The 24636-nt window shown below is 42.3% G+C and carries 19 protein-coding genes and 2 pseudogenes; 5 read left to right on the plus strand and 16 right to left on the minus strand.

Annotated elements, in window-relative coordinates; translation table 11 throughout:
* The first annotated feature begins 431 nt into the window (after positions 1-431).
* From SALPA_RS04920 to SALPA_RS04935, 3 genes and pseudogenes are all read left to right on the plus strand, one after another.
* Positions 432-1064, plus strand: coding sequence for a corrinoid protein (locus SALPA_RS04920; RefSeq protein ID WP_145090420.1), 633 nt, complete (start codon positions 432-434; stop codon positions 1062-1064).
* A 41-nt stretch (positions 1065-1105) separates the two neighbouring features.
* A pseudogene (locus SALPA_RS04925) lies at positions 1106-2578 on the plus strand (trimethylamine methyltransferase family protein).
* A gap of 132 nt (positions 2579-2710) precedes the next feature.
* Positions 2711-4186 (plus strand): annotated as a pseudogene (locus SALPA_RS04935) (trimethylamine methyltransferase family protein).
* A gap of 160 nt (positions 4187-4346) precedes the next feature.
* Here SALPA_RS04935 and SALPA_RS04945 read toward each other — a convergent pair.
* The 4 genes from SALPA_RS04945 to SALPA_RS04960 all read right to left on the minus strand — a co-directional run bounded on the left by SALPA_RS04945 (position 4347) and on the right by SALPA_RS04960 (position 9415).
* Positions 4347-5798, minus strand: coding sequence for a sigma-54-dependent Fis family transcriptional regulator (locus SALPA_RS04945; protein ID WP_145090435.1), 1452 nt, complete (start codon positions 5796-5798; stop codon positions 4347-4349).
* 747 nt (positions 5799-6545) lie between these two features.
* The gene (locus SALPA_RS04950) at positions 6546-6962 is read right to left on the minus strand and encodes a hypothetical protein (RefSeq protein WP_145090438.1); all 417 of its coding nucleotides are present in this window, start codon (positions 6960-6962) and stop codon (positions 6546-6548) included.
* Positions 6963-7387: 425 nt separating this feature from the next.
* Positions 7388-8947 carry an ASKHA domain-containing protein gene (locus SALPA_RS04955; protein ID WP_145090440.1) on the minus strand — a complete coding sequence of 520 codons (1560 nt, stop codon included), beginning with the start codon at positions 8945-8947 and terminating at the stop codon, positions 7388-7390.
* A 147-nt stretch (positions 8948-9094) separates the two neighbouring features.
* Positions 9095-9415: a hypothetical protein gene (locus SALPA_RS04960; protein ID WP_145090443.1), complete on the minus strand. Its 321-nt coding sequence runs from the start codon at positions 9413-9415 to the stop codon at positions 9095-9097.
* 213 nt (positions 9416-9628) lie between these two features.
* On the opposite strand from SALPA_RS04960, the gene SALPA_RS28805 reads away from it, so the two are divergent.
* Together SALPA_RS28805 and SALPA_RS04965 are read left to right on the plus strand one after the other, a co-directional pair.
* A complete protein-coding gene (locus SALPA_RS28805) occupies positions 9629-9796 on the plus strand; it encodes a hypothetical protein (protein ID WP_186450915.1) in 168 nt (55 codons plus the stop codon).
* 46 nt (positions 9797-9842) lie between these two features.
* Complete coding sequence (locus tag SALPA_RS04965; RefSeq protein ID WP_255451401.1) at positions 9843-10064, plus strand: transposase; 222 nt, start codon at positions 9843-9845, stop codon at positions 10062-10064.
* Between the two features lie 153 nt (positions 10065-10217).
* On the opposite strand, the gene SALPA_RS04970 is transcribed toward SALPA_RS04965, so the two are convergent.
* The 12 genes from SALPA_RS04970 to SALPA_RS05020 form a co-directional block, all read right to left on the minus strand.
* Positions 10218-13172: a hypothetical protein gene (locus SALPA_RS04970; RefSeq protein WP_145090450.1), complete on the minus strand. Its 2955-nt coding sequence runs from the start codon at positions 13170-13172 to the stop codon at positions 10218-10220.
* Positions 13173-13192: 20 nt separating this feature from the next.
* Positions 13193-13642, minus strand: a complete 450-nt coding sequence (locus SALPA_RS04975; protein ID WP_145090453.1) for a MarR family winged helix-turn-helix transcriptional regulator — start codon at positions 13640-13642, stop codon at positions 13193-13195.
* A gap of 352 nt (positions 13643-13994) precedes the next feature.
* Positions 13995-14141, minus strand: coding sequence for a hypothetical protein (locus SALPA_RS28810; RefSeq protein ID WP_186450916.1), 147 nt, complete (start codon positions 14139-14141; stop codon positions 13995-13997).
* A 524-nt stretch (positions 14142-14665) separates the two neighbouring features.
* On the minus strand, positions 14666-15676 hold the full coding sequence (locus SALPA_RS04980) for an MFS transporter (RefSeq protein WP_304624556.1): 1011 nt from the start codon (positions 15674-15676) through the stop codon (positions 14666-14668).
* Positions 15677-15679: 3 nt separating this feature from the next.
* A complete protein-coding gene (locus SALPA_RS31370; protein ID WP_255450829.1) occupies positions 15680-15868 on the minus strand; it encodes a hypothetical protein in 189 nt (62 codons plus the stop codon).
* A 143-nt stretch (positions 15869-16011) separates the two neighbouring features.
* Entirely contained in the window at positions 16012-16488 is a 477-nt protein-coding gene (locus tag SALPA_RS04985) for a GNAT family N-acetyltransferase (protein WP_145090455.1), read from the minus strand.
* Between the two features lie 709 nt (positions 16489-17197).
* Positions 17198-18454, minus strand: a complete 1257-nt coding sequence (locus tag SALPA_RS04995; protein ID WP_222427876.1) for a TolC family protein — start codon at positions 18452-18454, stop codon at positions 17198-17200.
* 52 nt (positions 18455-18506) lie between these two features.
* Positions 18507-20102: a DHA2 family efflux MFS transporter permease subunit gene (locus SALPA_RS05000; RefSeq protein WP_145090461.1), complete on the minus strand. Its 1596-nt coding sequence runs from the start codon at positions 20100-20102 to the stop codon at positions 18507-18509.
* A complete protein-coding gene (locus tag SALPA_RS05005) occupies positions 20103-21122 on the minus strand; it encodes an HlyD family secretion protein (protein WP_145090463.1) in 1020 nt (339 codons plus the stop codon). It lies immediately after the preceding gene.
* A 20-nt stretch (positions 21123-21142) separates the two neighbouring features.
* On the minus strand, positions 21143-21502 hold the full coding sequence (locus SALPA_RS05010) for a PadR family transcriptional regulator (protein ID WP_145090466.1): 360 nt from the start codon (positions 21500-21502) through the stop codon (positions 21143-21145).
* A 238-nt stretch (positions 21503-21740) separates the two neighbouring features.
* Positions 21741-22685, minus strand: coding sequence for an AEC family transporter (locus SALPA_RS05015; RefSeq protein ID WP_145090469.1), 945 nt, complete (start codon positions 22683-22685; stop codon positions 21741-21743).
* A gap of 268 nt (positions 22686-22953) precedes the next feature.
* Entirely contained in the window at positions 22954-24294 is a 1341-nt protein-coding gene (locus SALPA_RS05020) for a DUF1015 domain-containing protein (protein WP_255450831.1), read from the minus strand.
* Positions 24295-24636: the final 342 nt, after the last annotated feature.

Here is a 24636-nt window from a genome sequence, read left to right on the forward strand (position 1 = left end):
TAATAGCCTAAAAAGAAATAGTTTAGTGAAAAAAGCGAAAAATCTGATTACAATGTGAAAAAATCCATTACACTTTTTCCCCCACAATGGTCTTGAAATTGCTGATTGTATAAACCTGCTAAATGGCAAATGTCTTTTTCAATGTACCCCTAATTTAACCTTTGAACCCCTTTACACTAACCATAAGATTAAAATTGCAGTCAAAATTCATGTCTTGGTATTATTCTTGCAACTAGATTTGCTCAGGAATACCACAATCAAATTTGCACTTTTATTTGCTTTTACTATCAACACAAAAGTGTGGATTAGATTTGGTTACCCCTAGTACTATTATTCCCCGATTATTATTACCGTCAATTAGGAGGTGATAAGTAAAGAAGAACCTTACTATGTACGTAGTAAAACAAAAATAAGGAGTGGAGATGAAGATTATGGCAAGTTTAGAAAGTTTGGCTCAAAGTGTTATTTCAGGACGAGAGGCTCAAGTTAAAGAGCAAGTAAAGGCCTTGATTGATTCTGGCTCAAATCCTCTGGCGATCATTAGTGAAGGGCTAATCGCTGGAATGAATGTAGTAGGTGCCAGTTTTAAAAAGGGTGATATGTTTGTACCGGAAGTTTTACGTTCAGCGAAAGCCATGTCTGCCGGAATTGAGCTGGTTAAGCCACTCATTGCTGACAAAGATATGCCGTCCCTGGGAACAGTTGTAATCGGTGCGGTTCAAGGTGACCTTCACGATATTGGTAAAAATCTTGTTACCATGATGTTAGAAGGTGGCGGCTTTAAAGTAATCGACCTGGGTATAGATATTCCGACTGATAAGTTTATTGCAGCTGTAAAAGAACACAACGCTCATATTGTCGCCATGGCAGCATTACTCACCACTACAATGCCTGCTATGAAAGAAACCATAGATGCGTTGGCCAAGGAAGGACTACGCGACAAAGTTAAAGTAATCATTGGAGGAGCTCCGATAACTCAAGATTTTTCAGACCAAATTGGTGCTGATGGATATGCCCCAGACGCCGCCATCGCAGTTGATTTATGTAAGGAATGGATTGCATAAAGTGATACGTTAAAAATTGTCGCCAAGGAGATGCTACTTTTATGAAAAGAAACCGACCTTCAGGTCATGACACTTGGGCTGGTTGTGGCCTTCAGCTATTCTCTGATTTTGATGTTGAAGCTATCCATAACAATACCTTAGAGATAATGGAAAAAACCGGTATTAATATTCAAAGTGACAGAACCATCGATATTTTCGAAAAAGCAGGTGCCGATGTAGATCGCCAAAAACAGATTGTACGAATTCCCGCTTGGATGGTAGAAGAAGCAGTTCGTACCGCTCCTGGAAAAGTTCTGTTGGCAGGAAGAGATCCTAAGAATGATGTTATTTTGGAAAAAGGCAGAGTTAATTTTATTCCCTTTGGTACCGGTGTAACGGTTATTGACCCTTTTACCGGCGAGTATAGGCATTCAACTAAGAAAGATATTGAACAACTTGCTAGGATTACAGATTACATGGATCAAATGGATTTTTGTTTTGATACCGTTATTCCACGAGATGTTGATCCTCGAACTGTTTGCTTTCATTCCTTTGAAGGACATATTAACAATACTACGAAACATGTATTTGTGAGTCCTGAAGATACTAAATCAGCTCAAGTGTTGATTGAAATGGCCGGTAAAGTTGTTGGCGGGAAGGAAAACTTAAAGTCCCGTCCGATAATTACTGGCGGAGGATGTCCAATAAGCCCTTTAACTTGGTCTGAAGGTCTATGTGAATGCTTAATTGAATTTGCAAAGGCAGAAATACCCTTCCTGCTGGTATCAATGGCAATGGCAGGAGGAACTGGCCCAGTTACGTTAGCAGGTACACTAGTTACACAAAATGCTGAACTATTAACCGGGATAGTACTTAGTCAATTGGTTAGAAAGGGTGCCCCTGTTATCTACGGCAGCTCAACAACAAATCTTGATTTAAGAAAAGCAACGGCTACCGTAGGTAGTCCAGAGTTAGGACTAATTAGCGCAGGCATAGCAAAACTAGCTCAATATTATAACTTACCGAGCTTTGTTGCCGGTGGATAGGCAGACAGTAAAGTGTCTGATTTACAAGCCGGTCATGAAAAAACTCTAACTTACCTGTTGCCGATGTTGGCAGGTGCTAACATCATATATGGTTCGGGGATGCTGGAGTTGGGAATGACCTTTAGTTACGGACAATATGTTGCCGATAATGAAATGGTCCGTATGCTGAGGAGAGTTCTGGAGGGTGTGCCAGTTAGTGATGAGAGTATGGCTGTAGATGTGATCAGCACGGTAGGTGCCGGCGGTCACTTCTTAGCAGAAGACCATACTATGGATCGGATGAAAACGGCACATGTCCTTCCAAAGCTGATTGACCGTAACCGACGTGACGAGTGGATCAGAGATGGCAGCGTCACATTTATTGACGCTGCTACTAAAGAAGCTATTAACATTATAGAAACTCACAAACCAGATCCGCTTCCAGAGAATATCGCTAAGGAAATTCGTGCAATGGTAGAACAAACAGAAAAAGATTTTGGAATAAAATAACTATATTAATTTTAGGAGAATGACGACTGCAATTACAACCATTCATATGCAGGAATGCCTAAACGACACCCAGTAAGAAAGTAACTTCAGACGGGTTAAAACCTAAATAAAGTATGTTTGGGAGGCATCAAAATGAAGCGTAACACAAGTGCCGGGTATTCTTCCTTTAAAGGAGCAAGGTTTCAGCTTTTTACCGACGCAGATTTACACTCCATTCATTTAGCCACTCTAGAGATCCTTGAGAGAACTGGACTAAACATCACTGATGAAGAAGCTCTTGAATATTTTGAACGTAACGGAGCTAGGGTTGACCACAAGAAAAAGGTTGTTAAGATTCCAGCTTGGATGGTTGAAGATGCAATCAAGAGTTCCCCGGCTAGTGTCTTTCTCGCCGGAAAAGAAGCGAAATATGACATTATCCTCGAGGACGGAAGAGTTTACGTTTGTCCATTTGGCTTAGGCATATTAATTGAAGATCCGTATACAGGAGAATTACGTGAAACCACAAAACAGGACATTGCTGATTGTGCCCGGTTAGTAGATTACCTTGACGAGTATGATTTCGTATTCGATACCATGGTTGCTAGGGATGTCGACCCTCGTGTAGCATGTATTCATGGCTTTGAAGCCCCGTTAATCAACACTAATAAGCCAGTATTAGCTAGCCCTGAAAATAAAACAACTGCTAAAATACAACTTGAAATGGGTGCAGTTGCCGCCGGTGGAATGGATAAGTTAAGCGAACGGCCAATCATGATGCTTGGTGGTTGCACCATAAGCCCTTTAACCATTCCTGAAAGCACTGTAGCTGCTGTGATGGAAGCGGCCAGGGCCCGTGTTCCTTCGATGATTTTATCTATGGCCATGTCTGGTGGTATGGCTCCTGTAACTCTAGCTGGAGCATTAGTAGTTATGAACGCTGAAAGCCTTGGGGCTCTTACGCTATCCCAATTGGTAAACAAAGGTACCCCATTTGTCTATGGAAGCTCAACAGGTACACTTGACATGCGGCATAAAGCTGCTGCTATGCTTGGATGCCCTGAAACAGGGTTAATCAACGCCGGAGTTGCAAGTATTGCACGACAATATAACATTCCAACTTTAGTTGCCGGTGGATAGACTGATAGTAAATTACCTGATTTACAAGCTGGTCATGAAAAAACTCTTACAGCCCTCCTCCCCATGTTAGCAGGCGCTAACATGATCTACGGACCGGGCATGTGGGAGAGCGGTATCACTATGAGCCTCGGCCAGGTAGTCTCTGATGCGGACTTCGTACGTATGATCAAAACTGTTATGGCTGGTGTGCCAGTCAACGAAGAGACTCTGGCTATCAACATAATTCATAGTGTCGGCATTAAAGGACAGTACTTAGGAGAAGATCATACATTTGATCACTTTAGACAAGTACAATCTTCTCCGCTGGTTATAGATCGCAATAATCGCCAAGACTGGCTGGCTGCAGGCGGCAAAGATATGGCAGAAAGAGCGTCTAAACTTGCAAGAACTATCCTTGAAAGCCATAAACCTTCTGTTTTATCTGTTGAAGCACTCGGTAAAATTCATCAAATCGTCCTAGATGCCGAAAAGCTTTTGCTAGGGAAATAATTTAAGTGGCTGGTCTTGTCCCATTCCACTACCAGGAACGCGAGCAGGGACTCATACTCTTTGTTGGTAAATGGGATTGACATGGTCATCACTTCACAAAAAACTGACCCCGGATCGAACTGGGGTCAGTTTTTCATCATAAAAAATTTCCTAGTACTAACTAGAATTTAAGTTCATATGTTTTGATTTTGTAATGTAAATTTTGCCTGGAGATATTTAATTCTTTTGCTGTTTTAGAGATATTCCCATTGTTTTTTTGCAAAGCATCTTTAAGCAGTCTTTTTTCAAGCTCCAATAACGTACCTGAAAAAGATTTATCGTTATTCTGGCAATTCTGATAATTTGGCTTATTAATATTACCTATTATTCTTTTTCTAAAGTGAAGAGGTAAATGATGAAATTGCAATACTTCGTCTTCATTTCCTACAAAATGCATCGCGCTTTCAATAATGTTTTCTAATTCTCTTACGTTACCCGGCCAAGGATAATTTTCAAACAAGCTTACTAATTCTTCAGATATATCTATATTTGTTGATACTAAACCAAACTTATTACTAATTTTTTTTACAAAATGCAAAATTAAAGATTTAATATCTCCCAATCGTTCCCTTAGTGGCGGAATATATACAGTTACCTTAGCCAATCGATACAGTAAATCAGAACGAATTATTTCTTCTTTATCTATATCAAATGGGTCTACGTTGGTAGCACTAATAATCCGACAATTCACTAGCATTTCTTTTTTACTTCCGATTCTTCTAATAATTTTGTCTTGAAGCACTCTTAGTAATTTGGCTTGAAGGCTTACCGGCATAGAGTTTATCTCATCTAAAAATATGGTTCCATCCTCTGCTTGCTCAAATAAACCTGGCATATCGACAGCTCCAGTAAAGGCACCTTTTACTGTTCCAAATAGAACGCTCTCTAATAGAGTATCAGGTATTGCTGCACAATTTATTGGTACAAACGGCCCCTGGGCGAATGTGCTGGCATTATGTATTCCCTGGGCGAAAAGTTCCTTCCCGGTTCCCGTTTCTCCTACTAGCAGGACTGGCGAATTATATCTTGCAAATTTTTGTGCTGTCAAAACAGCTTCTTTAATAGCATTACTATCACCAATAAGATCAGTGAGACAAAATTTTGCTCCAGTTGATCCTGCATTTTCTTGATTCGTTAACCTTTTGTGAACCTCCAATGTTTTAGCTATATATTTTCCTACCGTATACATATTACGACCTATCGTGTACATTCCGGCTATTTTGTTCTTATAATAATAAGGGTACGCATCAAAAACTATATAAGTTTTTTGCCCATCTTTCAAAGTGTATTGATATTGTTGGTCGATCAATGGTTTTCCTGTCTCCATTATTTTCTTACTTACGTCATCGGAAAAATAATACTCGGGAAAACAAGCATACGCCTCCGCTTGGGTTTTTCCCAAGATATCCTTTCTTTTCAATCCTTCCGTTCTTTCCGCCTCGGTGTTATACAGAATAACTTCATTTATTTCGTTTACTGCAAATATCCCTTCGTGAATTCTATCAATAATGGTCTTCAATAATTGATTCTCACGTTCTAATTCTTCTAATCTAGTAGCGTCAGTTTTTGTCATGGGCAAAGCCTCCGATATCAATAATGATTTGACAATCGCTCTATAATCTAAAAATCTTATAGACTGTGTTTTAGATTATAAATTTCGGATGTTCCTTTCCATTTTACCAATCTACTAACAATATAGTTTTCTTTTCTCCATTTGTCCATAAGTTCCTTTCAACAATTACAACTTTCTAAATGTGTTCTTATGTTTACAGGGATTTACTTTATCAGAATGAACTTCAAACCGTGGTAATTAATATTACCCCGCCTTTGGCGTCTGGATTTACTTTATCAGAATGAACTTCAAACCCATAGGAAGCATAGGAACATTCATTTTGCTTCACTCGCACTCATACTAAAAGTAATTAGTCCTGTTACTCTGGCATTGCTGTTATGCTTGCTTTTACAGGGTTATTATGAATACATCTTAGTCCTCTCAATAGATATGTTTCTGTTTCAACTATCTCGCTTTGAAAGAGATTTTGAAATACATGATCGACTCGATCATATGCAACGCATATCCTTATTTTAAGAACAAAGCAAATTGAACGTTCCTCTTCTTCCATAATTCTTTTAAAAATTGAAAGTAATCATTAAAGAAAAATTAAACTTTGTTTATTTTTACACTTGCTATCTTAATCATACTCTACACTCCTCTCAAACTATGAGCAAATTACACGGTATAATGCAGAAAAGACCTATCAGCTTCTCATTGCTGATAGATCTTCCTCATATCATTCTATTCTTTCATTATTAAGACTTATCAATTTTGGGGCTGTAATATTGCCTTGTTCGGTATGTACCTTTCGCCTTCTACCTGCACTCTAAAAACCTGCCACAACAGGGTACCGTCATCACTAAAGATCAGGTACGCCCATCCTTGGGCATTGCTGTACCCGCTTTGCCAGCGCACAATGTACTCGTTTGGCTTGTCCTCACTGGCACCCTCAATTGAGATTTTGTCTCTGGAGTCATCAATACGATTTCCAAACCTGGCCCACCCCATATGTTGCCCCCACACCTTATTTCCATCCCGACAGATAGTCAGTGAAAATCCACTTCCTTGCTGTTTATTTTCATAGATCCATTCAGTTACAACAGGTTCGGCGAACACCAATGTTGTCTGCAACAGTAGCAATACGCCCACCAACAGTGCCAATAGCCCCGCTTTTCTTTGCATATTCTCAGACTCCCTCACCCTATCAAATTCAACACAGTATTGCTATTTTCTCTTATCTATTCTATCCGAATGCCGATATAGTCTATTATATTAGTGTCGTCAAAAAGTCAGACAATTCGCAGTTCTCAAGACTTCCTATATTTATAAAAAAATGTAGATTTAATTGGTGGAGGCGATTCGTGACCTTGCAAATCCACCCATTCTCGCAACCGTTTAAATTTGTTGATGGTCTCCTTATCAGGTCAAACGGTGTAGTGTATTCCACAAATCGTTTTTCAGCAGTTTTAAAACTATTAAATCCAAACATTGTCCAGATTTTTCATTATCCAACACCTTTTTGTAAGAAAAGGGGTGATTTTTAATGCAACATACCGACCTCCAAGCTAGGTTGCCAGTTAGGGATTGTACAATCGATGGAAAGAAAATTAATGGGAACTACTTTCCAAGTGTTTACGGCTCTTGATCTTTTCAATGACCGTGGGATATAATGAAAAATCCGTGTGGGGCAAAAATTTGGCCGCTGACATTTTATTCAGAAAATCCGGTGCCTCAGCTAAGGAAAGATAGATTATACTGCTAATTAGATCTTCTACAACCAATAATTGATCTGCATCTTGTAACAACTTGCAGGCTCCTTTTATAGAGCCATTTCCCAGCTGGACAAACCGCTCTCTGGGCAGGTCGGGATATAACCCAATGGTAATTCCTGACTCAATATTTATGTAGGTTCCAAAGGCTCCGGCCAGATATACCCGTTGAATCTTATCCGGTGTAATATTCAATGTCTCCACTAAAAACGCTACCATGGTGTTCGCTGCCGCTTTTGTATCCATAAATCTTAAAATATCAGTCTGACTGAATATTAAATCTTCATGTAAGGCTGATTCGTGCTCCCATGCGTAAACAATGACATATTCTCCGTCCCGCATAAGGATTCTCTCTGATCTGCCGGGAATAAACCGACCCGAGTAATCAATCCAGCCTGCCAGCAACATTTCGGCAAGAAGGTCAACAATCCCTGAACCGCATATACCCACTGGCTTTGCATTCTCTATTGTAGTAATCTTCAACTGATTTTGAACAATCTGCACCGAGTCCACCGCCCCTGCTTTCGCCCGCATTCCCTGCTTGCTGATACCGCCTTCCAAGGCAGGTCCTGCCGCGCCCGCAGCTGAAAACAGAAATTCATTGTTGCCCAAAAGCATTTCGCCGTTTGTGCCAATATCCATATAGAGAGCCAGTTCACTTTGTTCATACATCTTGGACGCCAACAGCCCGCTGATAATATCGCCGCCTAAATAATTAGCTGTAGAAGGAAAACAGTACACTAAGCCATTAAAGGGTAAGCCTATTTCACGTCCAGCAAAGAAACCGGTCCGGTTAAAAGCTGGCGTATAGGGAGTATAGAAAATAAACCAAGGGTCAATCCCCAACAGAAAATGAATCATGGTAGTGTTGCCGCCGATAATGAATATACCGCATTTGTCCGGAGAAATGCCTGTCGCAGTTTGAATTTTATCCATGAGTTCAATAAAATTCAGCAGCGTACATTGCTGGATTTCCCTTAAATGCGCATCATTATCCTTAACGTAAACGATTCGACTAAGGATGTCCTCACCAAAACGGACTTGATGATTGACCCCGCTTTCTTCACACAAAATATTTCCAGTATTCAGATCAATCAGCTGCATGATAACCGTTGTGCTCCCAAGATCAGCTGCATAAGCAAAATTCTTATCTGAAGTATTTCCGCGCTCAAGGTTTACAAGTTCCCAGGCAAAACCTTTTTGTACTAAGGTAACTGTGAGCTTCCAGTCAAAATCCCGCAGCAGCTTATAAGACAATTTAATGGTTTCAATAGAAATCTGAACCTCTCCATACTCCGGTTTTAAAGCTTGACAGATTCTGTCAATGTCAGCCACAAAATCTCCGTTACCCGGCGTTCTCAATTCAAGGTATATTTTTTTACAAATTACATTCTTCATAATTCTTCCTCTTTATGTGTATTATGTAACATACTACCCCCACCTAAGAGGTGGGGGCTTCTTGGGAATGGCGTCAATCGCTTCCCGCTTTAGGACTTGATAAGCTGCCTCCTCATACATCGCTAAACTATCGTTGTAACAATTCTATCATATCCGACTTTCTAAGTAAAACAAGTTGGCTTTCCCCAATAGAGCAAGTACCGTTGTTGAAATAGTTCCATGTTCAACAACATCATCATTGTCACCCAGCAAACGGTAGTAGATCGTCTCGCCTTGCACTGCGTACTGCAGCAAATAGTCTGCTCCATCTTCCATTTCAGCATCAATCCATTCATCATCAGGAACGCTGTCCACATCACCAAAATAGGCACGCGAATCCGCCCCGACAATCTCACAATCCTGCTTGCTGACGTAATCCGCTGACGGATCGCCTACGTTCACACGATAGCCATCCTTTCTTTCGCTCAACACAGCAAACTCCTGGCCTATCCTGCTGGCATACCAGAAATCCGTTGACGAAGCCCTGACCACATGGATGCGAATGCTTTGCTTAGGTTTCTTCATTGCTTCCGGGAAAGACAAGGGGACGTCAGAATGTGTGAAAAGTAGCTACTATTAATTACATAAATAGCTAAATATGATAAAATATAGATAAGGAATGAAGTGTAAGAAGGTGGATGTATGGGCTATATAAAAGGCGAAGAACGAAATCAAACCTTTCTGTTTCCTGAAAGTTTCGATGAGTATATTCAAGAAGAGAATCCTGTTCGTATCATCGATGAATATGTTGAACAGTTGGATATGAAGGAGTTAAGATTTCAGAAAGCAGTCTGCTCACCCTCCATATAGCCCAAAAGACCTGCTTAAACTTTATCTGTACGGATACCTTAATCGGATTCGCTCATCCCGCAGACTTGAGCATGAGGCAAGCCGCAATATAGAAGTAATGTGGCTTTTAAAGAAACTCAAACCTGATTTTAAAACAATTGCTGATTTCCGTAAAGATAATAAAAAGGGACTAAAAGCTGTGTTTAGGCAATTTGTCCATCTGTGTGATGAATGGGATTTATTCGGCAAGGAAATGGTAGCCATTGATGGTACAAAGATTCGTGCCTAAATAGCAAGCGGAATAATTATAGTGCGAAAAAACTGGAGCGACACATTCATATATCGACGAAAAAAAGGATATGAAATGATGAATGCCTGCCGCTTTTTCATATGGCAACAAGCCTCCTCATCCATATCCTTCTGTTTTAAATATCTGCAGTATTTAACTGTTTTTAATAACCTGAATGATGATTTGGCCCTTATACGTGCCCGGCTCTAAATTAGTTTCCCGTCCGTCGACTGTCATACGCAGGGATGAGCCTTCCGGCGCCTGGACTTTTGCACCATTCTCAAGCGTTAAGGTGCCCAAATACGAATCATGCGTTACATTCCATACAGATTCCTTGTCGAAGCTGGCAGATATTTTCCAATTAGCTTTTGCTTGGTAATAGTTGCCGTTAAGACCGGATTTATCGCCGGCTGCGTCCGTATAGTCAAGCCCTGCTACCTCCCATAATCCATTAGAACCGTCGGCAAAAGAACCTGTAAAAGCCGAGTCAGTAAAATGAACTGTGAGCGAAGAGCTTCTATCGGCGCTGCGCCCCTCGACAGCACGGGTTATATCGCCTTCATTCCAAATGATGCCGGCAGCATTCGACTGAGTGAATTGAAGTATGGGAGCTGAGCCCGCCTCCGAAGCCACCAGGTAGTTATAGTCAGCAGCATTGTTGTTCTTGAACGTACTGTTATTCAGTTCCAGCTTCACGCCGGCGGCTTCAAACTCAAAGACCGAGCTTGTCAAACCGCCGAAGGAACTGCCAACTGTGAGATAAGGAATAGGAGTAAAGTCGGTATCGCCGGAATATTGTCCGGCGGAATAATTATAGAAGGTATTATCCAAAATACTGTTTCTCAGCAGAGTCTTTTCCGTATAGGCTTTACCTGCCGTTTTGCCAAGGGCAGCCAGCAGAGTTTTTACTTTGTCTTGGGATATCCCGTAATTCTGGCAAAGCCGGCCAATAGTCATTGCCGGATCGCTCATCATATAATTGCTAAGAGCCGTGCCGCCACTGGCAGATTTCCAGGCTTTCACAGCCTGGGCGGCCTTTTCGCCGGTTACATAACCGGTAACGTCCTTAGCAGCAATGAAAGAGACGTTATTAAATACCGAAGTGGACTCCGGCGTGATACCGCCCCGGTTTCTAAAGGCTATCTGGCCTGTTGCCCGGCTGTCATCCATGCGTAAAGTCCCCCCTGATGCCACTACCAGTCCGGCATCCATTTTCGAAATGAAAGAGGAGTCCCTGGCGGTAACAACCCCGCCGCCGATGACATAAATGCCGGCCGAACGATTGCCGTACACTGTCGTATGAAAATTCTTGGCATCTACAACACCGTTGCCAAAGTCATTCGCCAGCGCCGAACCCTGGCCCACGGCATAGCTGCCTGGCTTGCCAGTGGCGGCTTTTACATTCTCCAGATAAGCATAGCCGCCGTAGACAACATCAGCTACATGGTTATTCCAGCCCTCCAGGTTAAAGTCTGTATTGTATACATAGACCTTGGCCGTATCCGACTTAACATCATTGGTACCGGCCTTGCTTCCGGCCCCGCCTGCCAAAACACCGTTGGCGCCGTCACCATTCGCATAGATGCTGCTTCGTTCGCCATTCAGGCTGCCAGCCGTAACAATACCGCCATTTGTTGCGTACAGCACGGCGTTCATGCCCCATTCCATAACCAACTCCGTATTATAAGCGCTAAGACCGGACTCATAGGACATTTTGGCCCAGTTCCCCGTGGAAGTGGATAAAGCCTGTAAGTGATCAACCTTGATCGTACCATAGTCGTCCGCCCATAGCACGCTGCGTTCCTGATTGATTCCGGCTCCGATTTTATCCCCGCTTTTTGCGGTGTTGGCCTCCAGTTGCTGATAGACCTGGTCATCGCTGCTTCCTTTTGCTTTTACAATAGCATTGGCAAAAGCAAGATAATTGGGATTCAAGGATGTGCGGGCGCTGAGGCCATTGAGATTGGCGTTGTCACTGGCAATATTTACTGCACCATAGTTATAGGCAAGGCGATACGGTGAATAATAGAGAACATCAAGGTCGCCGTCATTATCCTTGTCCTGGTACGCTACGTACTGGTAATGCAGATTGGGATTTGCATTCGGGAGCGGGTTCGCTGTATGGTTGGGTCCATAGAGTTCTTCACCAGTGGAAATATCATAAGCCACAATGTCTTTATCCAGGGTAACCTTGTTGCCATTAAGATAATACCCTTCCGTAAAATTGAAAAGATTTTTCACTTCGCTGTACGCGCTGCTGCTTGCAATCACTTGATTCAGTTGGGCAGCATCTTCTTTTGTCAGAACCCGGAATGTTTTATTAAGACTGTCACTGCTTACAATATTTTGAAACTGGTCGGCAATAACCACTTTCTGTTCGGCGACCTTATAGTCATCGCCGCTAAACGCAAGCACCGCCGCACCGTTTTCCGGATTGGTTTCCTGAGCAAAAGCACCGCTGGCGACAGCAATAATGTCTGCTGCTGTTATTTGATTCTCTTTGGCAGCTGCCCCGATGTTAAGGTAGACGCCGCCGGCAACCGCCGCTTTTTTTTCATTTTTTAGCGCAACAGAAACCACTTCCGTGCTATTGGTTACAACATCTTTGCCGCCTGCCGACTTCTGCGCCGTTCCAGCCGGGAGATAGAGCACAGCGTTACCGCTGCTCATAAAGGCTCCGTCCTTAATCTCCACTTGGGGATTGGCAAAAGAAATTATGGTTGCCGTATTAAGATCGTAAAACGCCCATTCCTCCACCTTCTCAACCGTATCCGGCACATAGACTGCGGCAATTTCATTATGGTGCCCGAAGGCCTGAGCGGCAATCGCTGTAACCTTGGCACCCCCAAGCACGCTGGGCACGATAACCGTATGCTTATTCTTGCCGGCATAGGCAGTAATCGTACTGGTGACACTATCGCCTGCGGTGACAATTTTAAATGTCCAATCTCCCTCGGTAGCGGAGACAGCAGTCGTTGCTCCTGGCGTTCCGCCGCCGGGAGGCAACCCCTGAGGCGGTTCCGACGGCATACCGGCAGCCAGAGATAATCCCATTGCAAACAGGGAAAACACTAAACACAAAGATAAACAAATATATATTTTTTTCAAGTGAATCCACCTTTCGTTATTTAGGATCTTTTCGCTATTGTCTTCATAGACTGGTAAACAAACTCAATGGTTTCTATCATAGAAAAGTATTTCTCCTGATCCAGTTCAGAAAAATAATCCGCTAATTTTGCATGATAATCCAGAACATACTTCTGTACACATTCCCTGCCCAAAGGAGAAAGTTCCACCTGTACAATTCTTTTATCATTCGCTGCTACCGTTTTTTTTACAGTTCCTATATCCACCAGTTCGTTTATCAGTTTTGTAATACTTGGTTTGGTAATCTGCATAGCAGTGCTTACATCCGAAACCCGGACGCTGCCATTTTCACTATACTTCTTATAAATCACATGCAGCACACGAATATGGCTGGGTTTCATATTTTTCGGCAATTGTGGCATACACTCCAGTGCTTTTTTGGCAAGCCACAAAGCTTCTAATATCGGAATAACCCTATCATCCTTAGTCACGGTATCTCTCTCTCCTAACACCCAGATAGTTACCCATAGTAACTATTATATATATTATAATGCATTTTGTCGAATCCCTATTTTCTCCATAAATCACAATGATCTTTTTTTGATGACGACGTTATAACATCATGACCGCTACCACGGCTCATAATAACATATCCCCCTAAAAGCAGGATTATTATCAAAAAAATCGCAAACATACAAATTTTCATTATGCAATCGTGGAAATTGTGATACACTCCAAATACTTAATGGTTCCAAATAATCACTTAGAACGTACCCTCTTCGAGCGAGATTTTCCTAGCGAAATGATTAAGATTTTCACCGGCTTGCGTGATCTTCACACAAACTATATTTTGCCTGCTCGTATAACCAGCATACTGCCTTTCTGCCATTCCTGATGGAAGAGTTCTACGATACCAACAAGTAAGTCATTTATCTTTTCTATCGCCAGACCATATGCAACCGAAATCCCCTGCAACAATAAGATAATCACTTTTTGATATTTCCCTTTGCACCGGGAAATATCTCGTAGTCAATTTGTCCTTATCAATTTCTCCATGCAGATCCCCGGTTATATAGATCATTACAATTCTCCCCGTTCATAAGAAACGCAGACCAGCTAATTAAAGTCAAGTCCTTATCCACAATTTTTGTTTGAGGAAAAATAAGTACAGCAAACAAGCCTTTCACAATATCGAACTATATTCGAGAAAGGTATATATGTAATGTTTGGTTTCTCTTCTTCGTTAAGCCGCTTTTTTTAGTTGTTTCTGATACATTTCAACCTGTCTATCAGGGGAAATTAAACGAAACGCCTGCTTGTTCTTCAATACCGAGAATATGATGCGTAGCAACTTGTTCATGACAACCCCGAAGAAGCACCGGGACGTAGAAGAAACACCGGGACGTATACTTTGCTTCTGTTGTGCCAGACCCCGGTCCCCTTCCAGAAGCATAAAATCAAGTGTTGTTGCGAAGCAGATTTTGCGTCCCCTTGCTTCTTCTTATCTTATATACTCACATGCTTATTTTGTCCTCTCGAATCGGAAGGTTAACTAGTGCCGCTAAAGATGCTAACATAATGTCCGCGTACCACATCCACAGATAATTACCATCATTCGCCATAGAAAGGCCGCCTAGCCATGCACCTAAAAATCCTCCAATTTGATGGGTAAGCAACGTCACTCCAAAAAGTGTAGCTAAATATCTTGTTCCGAACAGTTTTCCTACAAGACCGGCTGTTGGAGGCACTGTCGCCAACCATGTAAAACCAAGCGATATAGCAAAAATATAAAATGTCAAGACCGTTTTGGGAGCCAAGAGATACAGTCCGATCATTACAGCGCGACTACCGTACATTACAGCAAGTATATACTTCATCCGATAGCGAGAACCAAGTGAGCCTGCAAACAAACTGCCTGCTATATTAAATAAACCAATGATAGCCAATGAAGCCGCAGATACATCTGCTGAATGCCCACATAACGCAACTTCTCCTGGCAAATGTGTCACCAGAAATGCAATATGAAAGCCGCACGTAAAAAAACCGGCATGAAGACAAAGGTAGCTTCGATCCTGCATTGCGAGACGTATTTGCTGAAGCAATCCCATTGAATGTTGCTCTGTTGCAACTACCATTTCAGGAGATCGTTTACCGCATAGCAGTGAAGCAAGGGGAATTGTGAGGAGAGTTGTTGCCGCCATAGTAAACATGGCGGCAACCCAACCAAATCCGCTAATGATAGCTTGTAATAGCGGTGCAAAGATAAATTGTCCTAATGAACCTCCCGCATTTATAAAACCGCCAGCAAAAGATCGGTGTTCAGGAGGTAACTGCTGGGATGTGGCACCGATTAGTATGGAAAAACTCCCAGCACCTGCTCCTGCTGCGCTTAAAATGCCCATAGTTAACATCAGCGACCACTCTGAATTAACGAACGGAGTAAGAGCTAATCCTCCTGCAAGCATGAAAGCTCCACATACAAGCACTCCATAAGAACCTCTTTTGTCAGCAATCGCTCCAAAAATGGGCTACGCAAAACCCCACATAAACTGCCCTACAGCGAGAGCAAAGCTGATTGAAACGATACCTAAGCCAGTTGTTGTATCAATTGGTGAAACAAAAAGCCCAACTGATTGTCTTGCACCCATAGTAATCGCCAAAATTGCGGCTGAACTTAGCATTATCAGCCATGCTGTTCTGTTTGAATTAATTTCCATATATGTATCCTTTAGTAAATCAAATCAGCGAGTATTACATTAAATATTTCTAATGAACTAAGACGTTACTATTGAGAAGATGTTTGATTTCGGTATTCGGATTATTATGCTGAAAGCAATTATAGGTTTACAAAATATAAAGTTCATGTCAAATTTAAAATCATATTAAAGAACTCTACCTTTAGCCCATCGCTGGCAACTTTCTCGCCTTCTCCACTGATGCAAAAACCATAGTTCGTATAGCATCTTAATGCTCTAGTATTAGTTTTTTTCACATTTAGGCGAACTTTATTAAAACTAAGTATACCTTGTGATCGCTTAATAATCAGACTTATTGTATCTTTTCCTATACCTTTTCCCCAATATTCTTGCTGTCCTATCATTATCCCAAGAGTAGCTATATCATCCGATAAATTTTCTTTTTCTAAAAATACCATTCCACAATCTATTTCATTGACTTGGGCTATGTACCAAGCATATTCTTCAGCTTTAATTGTTTGTTTTCCATCAAAATTTTTAGGTTTATACCGTGAAAGATATTTTGCCCCATCAATATTTGAATACCAATCCTTTATTATTTCTAAGTCATTAAGATGTAGTTGTCTTAATGATACTTTCACCTGATGGCCTCCTTAATGAGATAGATTCAGGTCGTAAACTACCTGTCACCTCCAACTGGAGATCTCCGTATCGCCTAACAGCAAATTTAATTTTGACTCGCCGGAACCATCCCTGTTTATCTTCTTCCTCTTCAAAGATACTCTGCCGATTTATCCCTCGCAAGATTGCATGGTAGATTTCTCATCTTTTTTTATACCGTTTGCTATCAAACTCCCCAGAAAAATCAATTTACTACGAGTAGATTGAAAAAGAGACATACAGCATGACACCCCTACATTTAATGATTTAACTTAAAATTATTTAATTAATAATCATTTTTCAATGATTATTAGCCTTTATACGCTTATTGTTCACTGTTTTAAAGAAAATTCCTTTCATAATTATTGTTAAATTAGATAAAGTTTTAGTTAAATTTGACACATGCTCGTCCCTCTATAACTCCGGAAGAAACAGGTAGACCTACAATAGCTTCGGCTGGAAGATTTTCTCGTTTGTACTAATAATTTCACCATCAGACGTGATAACACGTGGGGGAGTTAGATGACCCTGCGAATCTCACCGTTAAATTTACTGATTTTATCCCGGTCTTCTACCATGTTGCGGTCAATCTGGCTAGTTCAACCTGACAAGGAGTAAAACTTTCTGATATATAAACAAAAGGGGACAGAGAGGATGCCTTTCGCGACATCCTCTCTGTCCCCTTTTGTTTTATACCTTAACACCCATAGATTTCTCTAGTTTTGCCATATTAACATTATAGTCATACAGCGCCTGAGCATGGTTTGTCTTGGCTTGGGTCAGCGCCAACTGTGCATCAATTACATCTAGGTTGGTGCCTACACCGGCATAATATTTTGTTTTGGCAATTTTAAGGTCCTCAGTTGCTTTATTTGCGGCAACTTGAGTTGTTTGCAGACGTTCTTCAGCTTCGCGCATATTCATATAGTTCTGGCGTACTTCCAGCTCTATATTGCCGCGCAGCTGGGAATCCTGATCCTTGGCTTTGGCTGCTAACGCCTTATTTTGATTTACTTTGGCGTTAGTAACCCCAGCATCAAACACGTTCCAATTGGCCATAACGTTCATTGACCAGTTATTGGTTTGGCCGGGGAATTCATTGCCACTCCAACCGTCTGTCGCGCCGAAGGCAACGGTCGGACGATTGCCGCTTTCAGCAATGTCAACACCTTTTTCGGCTATCGCTATACCATTTTGGGACTGCTGTATTTCCGGTCGATTATTGAGCGCGTAGGCAATACAGTCATCTAATGAGGTATTAAAATCGGTATGCGTCAATTGACTGTTCAATATTTGCTGAGTGTCAAGCGGTGCCCCGATTATATTATTAAGATTTGACTTGGCTATCTCAAAGGTATTTTGCGCCTTGGTTAAATTCTGCTGGGCATTGGCAAGTTCAACTTCTGAACGAAGTAAATCCGCTTTGGCAATAACCCCACTGTCAAACTGGGCTTGAACCGTTTTTAAATGCTGCGTTAATGACTCAACTGCTTCTTTATTTACGGTGGCCATATCATTAGCCTGAAGCACGCCGTAGTAGGCGGCAGTAACATCAAGCTTGACTTGTTGACGGGCTTTATCAACCCCTAGGTCGCTGATTATAGCATTCAACTCGGCCTGATCGACAAGTCCCTCAATCCTGCCGCCAGAATATAATGTCCAGTTCATTTTAACCGAACTGTTATAACTTGTTCCCGGCGCTGCTTGCCCAGGTCCGTCAGCGCGATTGGAACCTGCTCCTATAGCTAGTGTTGGTGCTCTGCCTGCTTTAGCTTCATCTACTACCCACCCAGCTTTTTGCTGGTCATCAACTGCCATTTTTATGGCTGGATTATTTTTTAGCGCTAAAGCCACGCTATCATCTAACGAAATCCCCTGAACCGGATCAGCAAAAACAACAATACTTTGCAGCATAATTGCCGCCCCGGCAGCGGTACTTAACAGCACTTTTCTTGAAATCATATTAATGCCCTTTCTATGTTTCGTAAGATCAGATGTTCTAATGAATTGCTGCGGGAACTGGTTCTTTTTCACCCTCTATTTCGCTAGTCTCATTATTTTTCGGGATATTCCTGATCATTGTGGACGCAATGATACCTAAGCTGGCAAGCAAGGCTGCTATTTTAAATAAATCACTATAGGCCATTACTGCTGCCTGTTTAGTCACCATACCTTGTAAGACACTAAGTGCTGCCGCATAGGCTTGACTTGATTGCATGCCGCTTTGCATAAAGACTGCCTGGATACCGGCAACAGTTTGCTGAGCGATAGAAGATGAAACATCTATATAATTCGATAAAATTTGAGTGTGATAGATCTGTCTTTGATCAAGCAGTGTCCCGAGTATTGCAATACCAACACTGCCGCCAACATTCTTAAATAGGTTGAAGACACCTGAGCCAACGCCGGTTTTTTCTTTTGGCAAAGTAGCCATAGCCGCGTTAGATAATGGTGACATTGTTAGTGCCAGTCCAATTCCCATGAAAACTAAGCGTACGGCGATAAACGGGTAGCTAGTATCAGCGGTCATAGTGTGAAAAGAATATAGTGACACTGATAGAATGAGCATTCCTAACATAGTCGGCGTCTTGCCCCCGGCTCTGTCAGCTAGTTTTCCTCCGAGCGGCGCTAAGAAAATCATCGAAACAATAAGCGGGATTAGCGCTATGCCGGCATGAATGGGCGTATATCCTAAAATATTTCTCAGGAAAAAAGGAATTAGAAACAGCCCGCCCATCAAGGCCATAAAGGTTAAAAACCCGACTACATTAGCTGCTACGAAGGTACTGTTTTTAAATAAACTAATATCGACAAGCGGGTCTTTACTATGGCTTTCAACATAAACAAAAACCGCCATGCTTAAAAACATTATTATAAACAGGCTGACAATATACAGTGAAGTCCAACCTTCTTTTGACCCGCGGTTAAGGATAATAATAAGGGAGCTTAAGCTTGATACCAGCATTAAGCCGCCGAAGTAATCAATCTTTGCCGAAGTATTATTAAGTTCGGATTCCTTTAATACAGTGATTGCCAAAATAATACCAACAGCAGCGATTGGTACTATACTGTTAAATAGCATTCGCCAGTTTAGATATTCAACGATATAGCCGCCAATAGTAGGGCCCAGGGCAGCACCCGAGGCGGCCAACGCACCCCACATCCCCATAGCCTGCCCCCGCTCATTAGGAGGAAAGGCATTAGCTACTATGGTCATAGCATTTGGGAAGAACATTGCCGCCCCGATTCCTTGCAGAATCCTAAAAATTACCACGCTGGCACTGCTCCAGGATAACCCGACCATCATCGTGGCGACAGTGAACAAGATCAAGCCGCCTACATACATTCTTTTATGGCCAAACTGATCACCCAGCTTTCCCATAATCGGCAAAGTAGCACCGTAGGGAATCATATAGGAAAGCAGTACCCAGGTAACAGTGTCCATGGTAAAACCAAAGGTATTCATAATATTGGATAGTGCTATATCTAAGGAACTGCTTACATAGCCGCTTAATACCGTCCCTAAAGAAACAATAAACAGCACAAAATATTTATTAGGTTGTCCTCCTGCACTAGCTGTGTTCACAGCAAACACCTACCTTGTACGAATGTCAACGACCGCAGACATTCCCGCTTTTAATTCAACATTACTATTATCAATAACCCTAACTTTGACAGTGATGCGCTGGGTTACTTTGGTAAAGTTCCCGCTGGCGTTGTCTGACGGTAAAAGGGCAAATTGTGAACCGGTAGCCGCACCAACTTCGGCAACTTCCCCTTTAAAACTTTTACCAGGATAAGCATCTATTTTGAAATCAACACACTGACCTACCTGGACTTTGCCAATATCGGTTTCCTCAATATTGACTTCTACCCAGGCATCCGCAGGATTGGTAATGCTAAATAAGGTTTGTCCCACCGAAACCATTTCGCCAGGGTCAACGGGAGCTTTGGCTACAGTACCGGCAATCGGCGCTTTGATGACTGAGTTATCCAGCTGCAACTCAGCATTTTTAAGAGCAGCAGCCGCCTGCGCTACTTGAGCCTCGGCAAATTGGCGATCTTGCTCTGTTGCACCTTCGTTTACCAGACTAAATCCCTGCGCCGCTGCATCATATTGGGCCTGAGCCACCTTTAATCCCGTTTGCGCTGTGTCCCGTTGCTGCGCTGACATACCACCGCTTTCATATAAGCTTTCGACTCGCTCATAGTTCTTGCGGGCATTATCAAGATTAGCGGCCGCTTGTTCAACAGTTGCCTCAGACTGAGCTACTTGCTGAGGCCTGTTTCCTGCCTGTAGTGACGCTAACTTGGCTTGAGCTGACACTAAATTAGCCTGAGCTTGTTCAACCTGAATTTTAAGTGCAGCACTATCCATCTTGGCAATAACTTGCCCTGACTCAACATGCTCGCCTTCTTTTACAAGCAGTTCTTCTACTTGTCCGGGGACCTTAGTACTTACGTTAACTATATTGTTTTTCACTCTGGCGTCATCAGTGGATACTTTCCCGCTAGAGGATATCCACCACCAGCCGCTGGCAATAAGAAGCAACGCAACTACTGCACCGCCAATTGTTACAGCTTTGCGGTTTTTAAATATCTTTAGCTTACTCATAATCTCCTCATCCCTCTAAATTATTCTTCAAATAAAAACCTGCGTATTAGCTTCTGGCGACGTTCTAATTCTAAAAACTTGGCTTGTGCAGCCTCTTTGAGCTGCTCAAAATACACAAAGCCGCTTTCAGCTATTGTATAGATTCGTTTGCCGCGGGTATTAGGGTTTTCCCAACTGCCTTCAACATACCCATTTTCCTCCATCTCGCGTAACAACGGATAAATAAAATTCGGGTTTGGGTTGATGGTTTCTTGGGTTTCTCGTTTTATTTCATCGGCGATCTGATTGCCGTATGCTGGCCTATCCTTCAGAATTCTAAGGATTAGCAGCCCAGTAATATGTTTAATCCAGACTTTTTTCTCCTTGTTGGTCAATCGCATCGAGCTACCTCCGTTTACATAATGTATTAGCTTTAACATTATTAATTCTAATAACTTTTAAATAGTACGTCAATCTGATGATAATTCCACTAGTGGAACCATTTGGTAATGATGTTTGGCCATAAAAAAATACGGCCTGCTGGAAAAGCAGTGCCGCTTAAAAATCCACATTATCGTTCCCTTAAATCTAAGACTTTTACATTTTTAAAGCATACCAACTCTTGCTAACCCCTCGTTATCAGCCACTCATCAAAACGAATAGCATAGGAAGTTCGAACACAACACATACCGCCGTAGTTAGAACAAAAGCAGCTGTGGCAATATCGACGTTTAACTTATGAAGTTGTACCGCGATAACCGTGTTAATAGCCGTGGGCATAGCAGCCAAAATGACAATAGTATTCACAATAGTTTCATCCGCAAACAAGACTCTTGCAATTAGATATGCTGCCGCTGGGGTCAAGATCAATTTAATCGGAATCAAGTCTGTGATTGCCGCATAATATGTGCGCATACCCATAGTATCAATGGCATAACCAATGGGCAATAGCGCCGTCCATGCCCCTAGATGCACCAGCGGGTCAACTATTGCCTCTAATTGTGCCGGACGGCCAATATTCACTAGATTTAAAAACAAGCCGATAGCCGTTCCCACCACCGGCAGTTGATTACGATTCAAAAACAACCTGGCCACTGACTGCCTATCGAAGCTGGCGCCAATACTCTTTTGATAATAATATTGCGCTAAGGGAAAACAGAAGGTAAACATTACAACATTCTGGAGCATTACCACCATCTGGGTATAGGCAAAACCGACTTCGCCATACATAATATAGGCACATAAGCCGCCTAAAGTGGCTGTGTTTGACAGAATTGCACTGAGAATATAACTTCCTTTGTCAAGTTCGCTCTTGAATTTGATATTCACCCGAAGGTAGGCCAGAGCACCAGGAATCACACAAATGAGTACACCGATGACCGGCAGCCAGACCAAGGCAAAATTGAGCTTTAAGTTCCACATGGTTAGTATCGTCAAAATGGGATACACCCCGCAGATGTTAAACACGATCATCCGCTGGAAAAACTCTTTATCCAGCCGGGATTGATGACGGCACGCATTACCGATTAGCAGTGGAATGACTAGGTCAATGAACAAGTAAATTAATTTGGTCTGTAAGTCCATAGTTAACTCTCCTAATAAAATTACCTTGTTTTATATAGCTTTTCCATTGAATTCTGTACAACTGTATAAATAACTCCACATAAGAATATCAATGATATTATAACATAATACCTAACTTGTCCTTTAGAATATGGACAAGACGAACCGGGACGGTGGTATTGTCTTCTTATTTAGACATCACCACCGTCCCTTCATCTTTGTTCAATCAGCTGGCCGAAAAAACTGTCTGCAACCCTAAGGTTCCCGCCAAACAGAGTTTGCCGTTTCATTAATTATTTTCAGGGCACTGCGGCAGATATTTAGCGCAGGGCACCATATGCACCACTATAGCATCCCGAAGTTTAGGCTCAAACCAAGTTGATTTCGGCGGCATGATCTGACCGGCATCCGCAATTGCCATTAATTCTTCAATGGAGGTTGCGAACAGGGAAAAGGCCACGGCATACTCACCGCTGTTTACCAGCCGTTCCAGTTCTGCCATCCCCCGTATTCCGCCAACAAAATGAATCCGCTTATCGGTACGCGGGTCAGCAATCCCTAATAGTGGGCTCAGCACATTATGCTGCAGGATATTAACATCCAGCTTACTAACCGGATCCTCCTCCGGATAGGTTCCGGCGCTGGCCTCCAGACTGTACCACTTGCCAGCCAAGTACATGCCAAACGTATGTATCCGGGAAGGTCTATACGCTCCCACCTGCTCGGTTATTGAAAACTTTTCGGCCACTAACTGCAGGAACTGCTCCGGAGACTTACCTTTCAGATCCTTTACCACCCGGTTATAGTCCATAATATACATCATGTTGTGCGGGAATATCACGGCAAGGAATGAATTATACTCCTCAACTCCTGAATGCTCATGATTGCCCTGCAGGCACAGGTCATACACCCGTCCGGCGGCAGCTGACCGGTGATGACCGTCAGCAATGTATAAATCATTGATATTCAAAAATGCTTTCTCAATAGCACTGATTTGTGCGACATCGTCAATCACATACAGTGTGTGGGCAATGCCGTCCTCGGCCACAAAATCGTATACCGGCGGCTTTTCCATGTTCGCCTGCATCAGCGCATTGATACTCTCATCCGCTTTATAGGTCAGAAAGACGGCTCCCGTCTGCGCTTCGCTAGTCACGATGTGCTGAATGCGATCCTGTTCTTTATCCGGTCTTGTCAACTCGTGCTTTTTAATCCGGTTGGCCTGATATTCAATAACGGAAGCGGCAGCCACCAAGCCCACCTGTACATGATCACCCATCTTCTGCTTGTAAATATAAAAGCACGGAGTTTCATCCTGCACCAGGATCTTCTCATTAATAAACTTACGCAAATTCTCCCGGGCTTTGGCATATACCTTGGGAGAATGCACATCAACATCCGGTTCAAGATCAACCTCCGATTTGGTCACACGCAAAAAGCTATATGGATTTTTCTCCGTTATCGCCCGCGCCTCCTGTGAATCCATCACATCATACGGCAGCGAAGCCACCTTTTCTGCCAATTCGGGAACAGGGCGCAGACCGCAAAATGGTTTTACTACAGCCATTAATTCTTCTTCCTCTCGCATCAATATTCCATAATTCTGGATATAAATTAAAGTATTCTCCATAACCCGGTAAAAATTCCTGCCAGCCCACCGAAAGTAGTTTCTGGCGCAGAAACTGCCCCTGCCTATTAAACGTAGAGTGTTAGCGATGAAAACATTAAAACTTTTTAGCCATTTTATTAGGAGAAACCTTTTCATTTTCCCAGCGATTAATTGTAGAAAAGCTAACACCCAAGTCAAATACTAATTCCATTTGACTTAGACTCTCAAAGACGGTTCCGACGATTCAGTTCCACGGTATTATAACATAATTTACAATTTTCCACATTAACAGCAAAACTCCTGTCAAGCAATATAATTTTTACTAGAGTTCTACTTACCAAATACAAAAAAGGAAAAGCCATG

Origin of the sequence: Sporomusa sp. KB1 (assembly GCF_007830295.1) — a bacterium.
In the GTDB taxonomy this organism is placed as follows: domain Bacteria; phylum Bacillota; class Negativicutes; order Sporomusales; family Sporomusaceae; genus Sporomusa.

Coding starts and splice junctions, on each gene's coding strand:
- SALPA_RS05015 (WP_145090469.1), bottom strand. CDS start 22,685: ATGGACTTACAGACCAAATTAATTTACTTGTTCATTGACCTAGTCATT.
- SALPA_RS05020 (WP_255450831.1), bottom strand. CDS start 24,294: ATGGAGAATACTTTAATTTATATCCAGAATTATGGAATATTGATGCGA.
- SALPA_RS04920 (WP_145090420.1), top strand. CDS start 432: ATGGCAAGTTTAGAAAGTTTGGCTCAAAGTGTTATTTCAGGACGAGAG.
- SALPA_RS05005 (WP_145090463.1), bottom strand. CDS start 21,122: ATGAGTAAGCTAAAGATATTTAAAAACCGCAAAGCTGTAACAATTGGC.
- SALPA_RS05010 (WP_145090466.1), bottom strand. CDS start 21,502: ATGCGATTGACCAACAAGGAGAAAAAAGTCTGGATTAAACATATTACT.
- SALPA_RS28805 (WP_186450915.1), top strand. CDS start 9,629: ATGGGCTATATAAAAGGCGAAGAACGAAATCAAACCTTTCTGTTTCCT.
- SALPA_RS04950 (WP_145090438.1), bottom strand. CDS start 6,962: ATGCAAAGAAAAGCGGGGCTATTGGCACTGTTGGTGGGCGTATTGCTA.
- SALPA_RS31370 (WP_255450829.1), bottom strand. CDS start 15,868: ATGGAAATTAATTCAAACAGAACAGCATGGCTGATAATGCTAAGTTCA.
- SALPA_RS04955 (WP_145090440.1), bottom strand. CDS start 8,947: ATGAAGAATGTAATTTGTAAAAAAATATACCTTGAATTGAGAACGCCG.
- SALPA_RS04945 (WP_145090435.1), bottom strand. CDS start 5,798: ATGACAAAAACTGACGCTACTAGATTAGAAGAATTAGAACGTGAGAAT.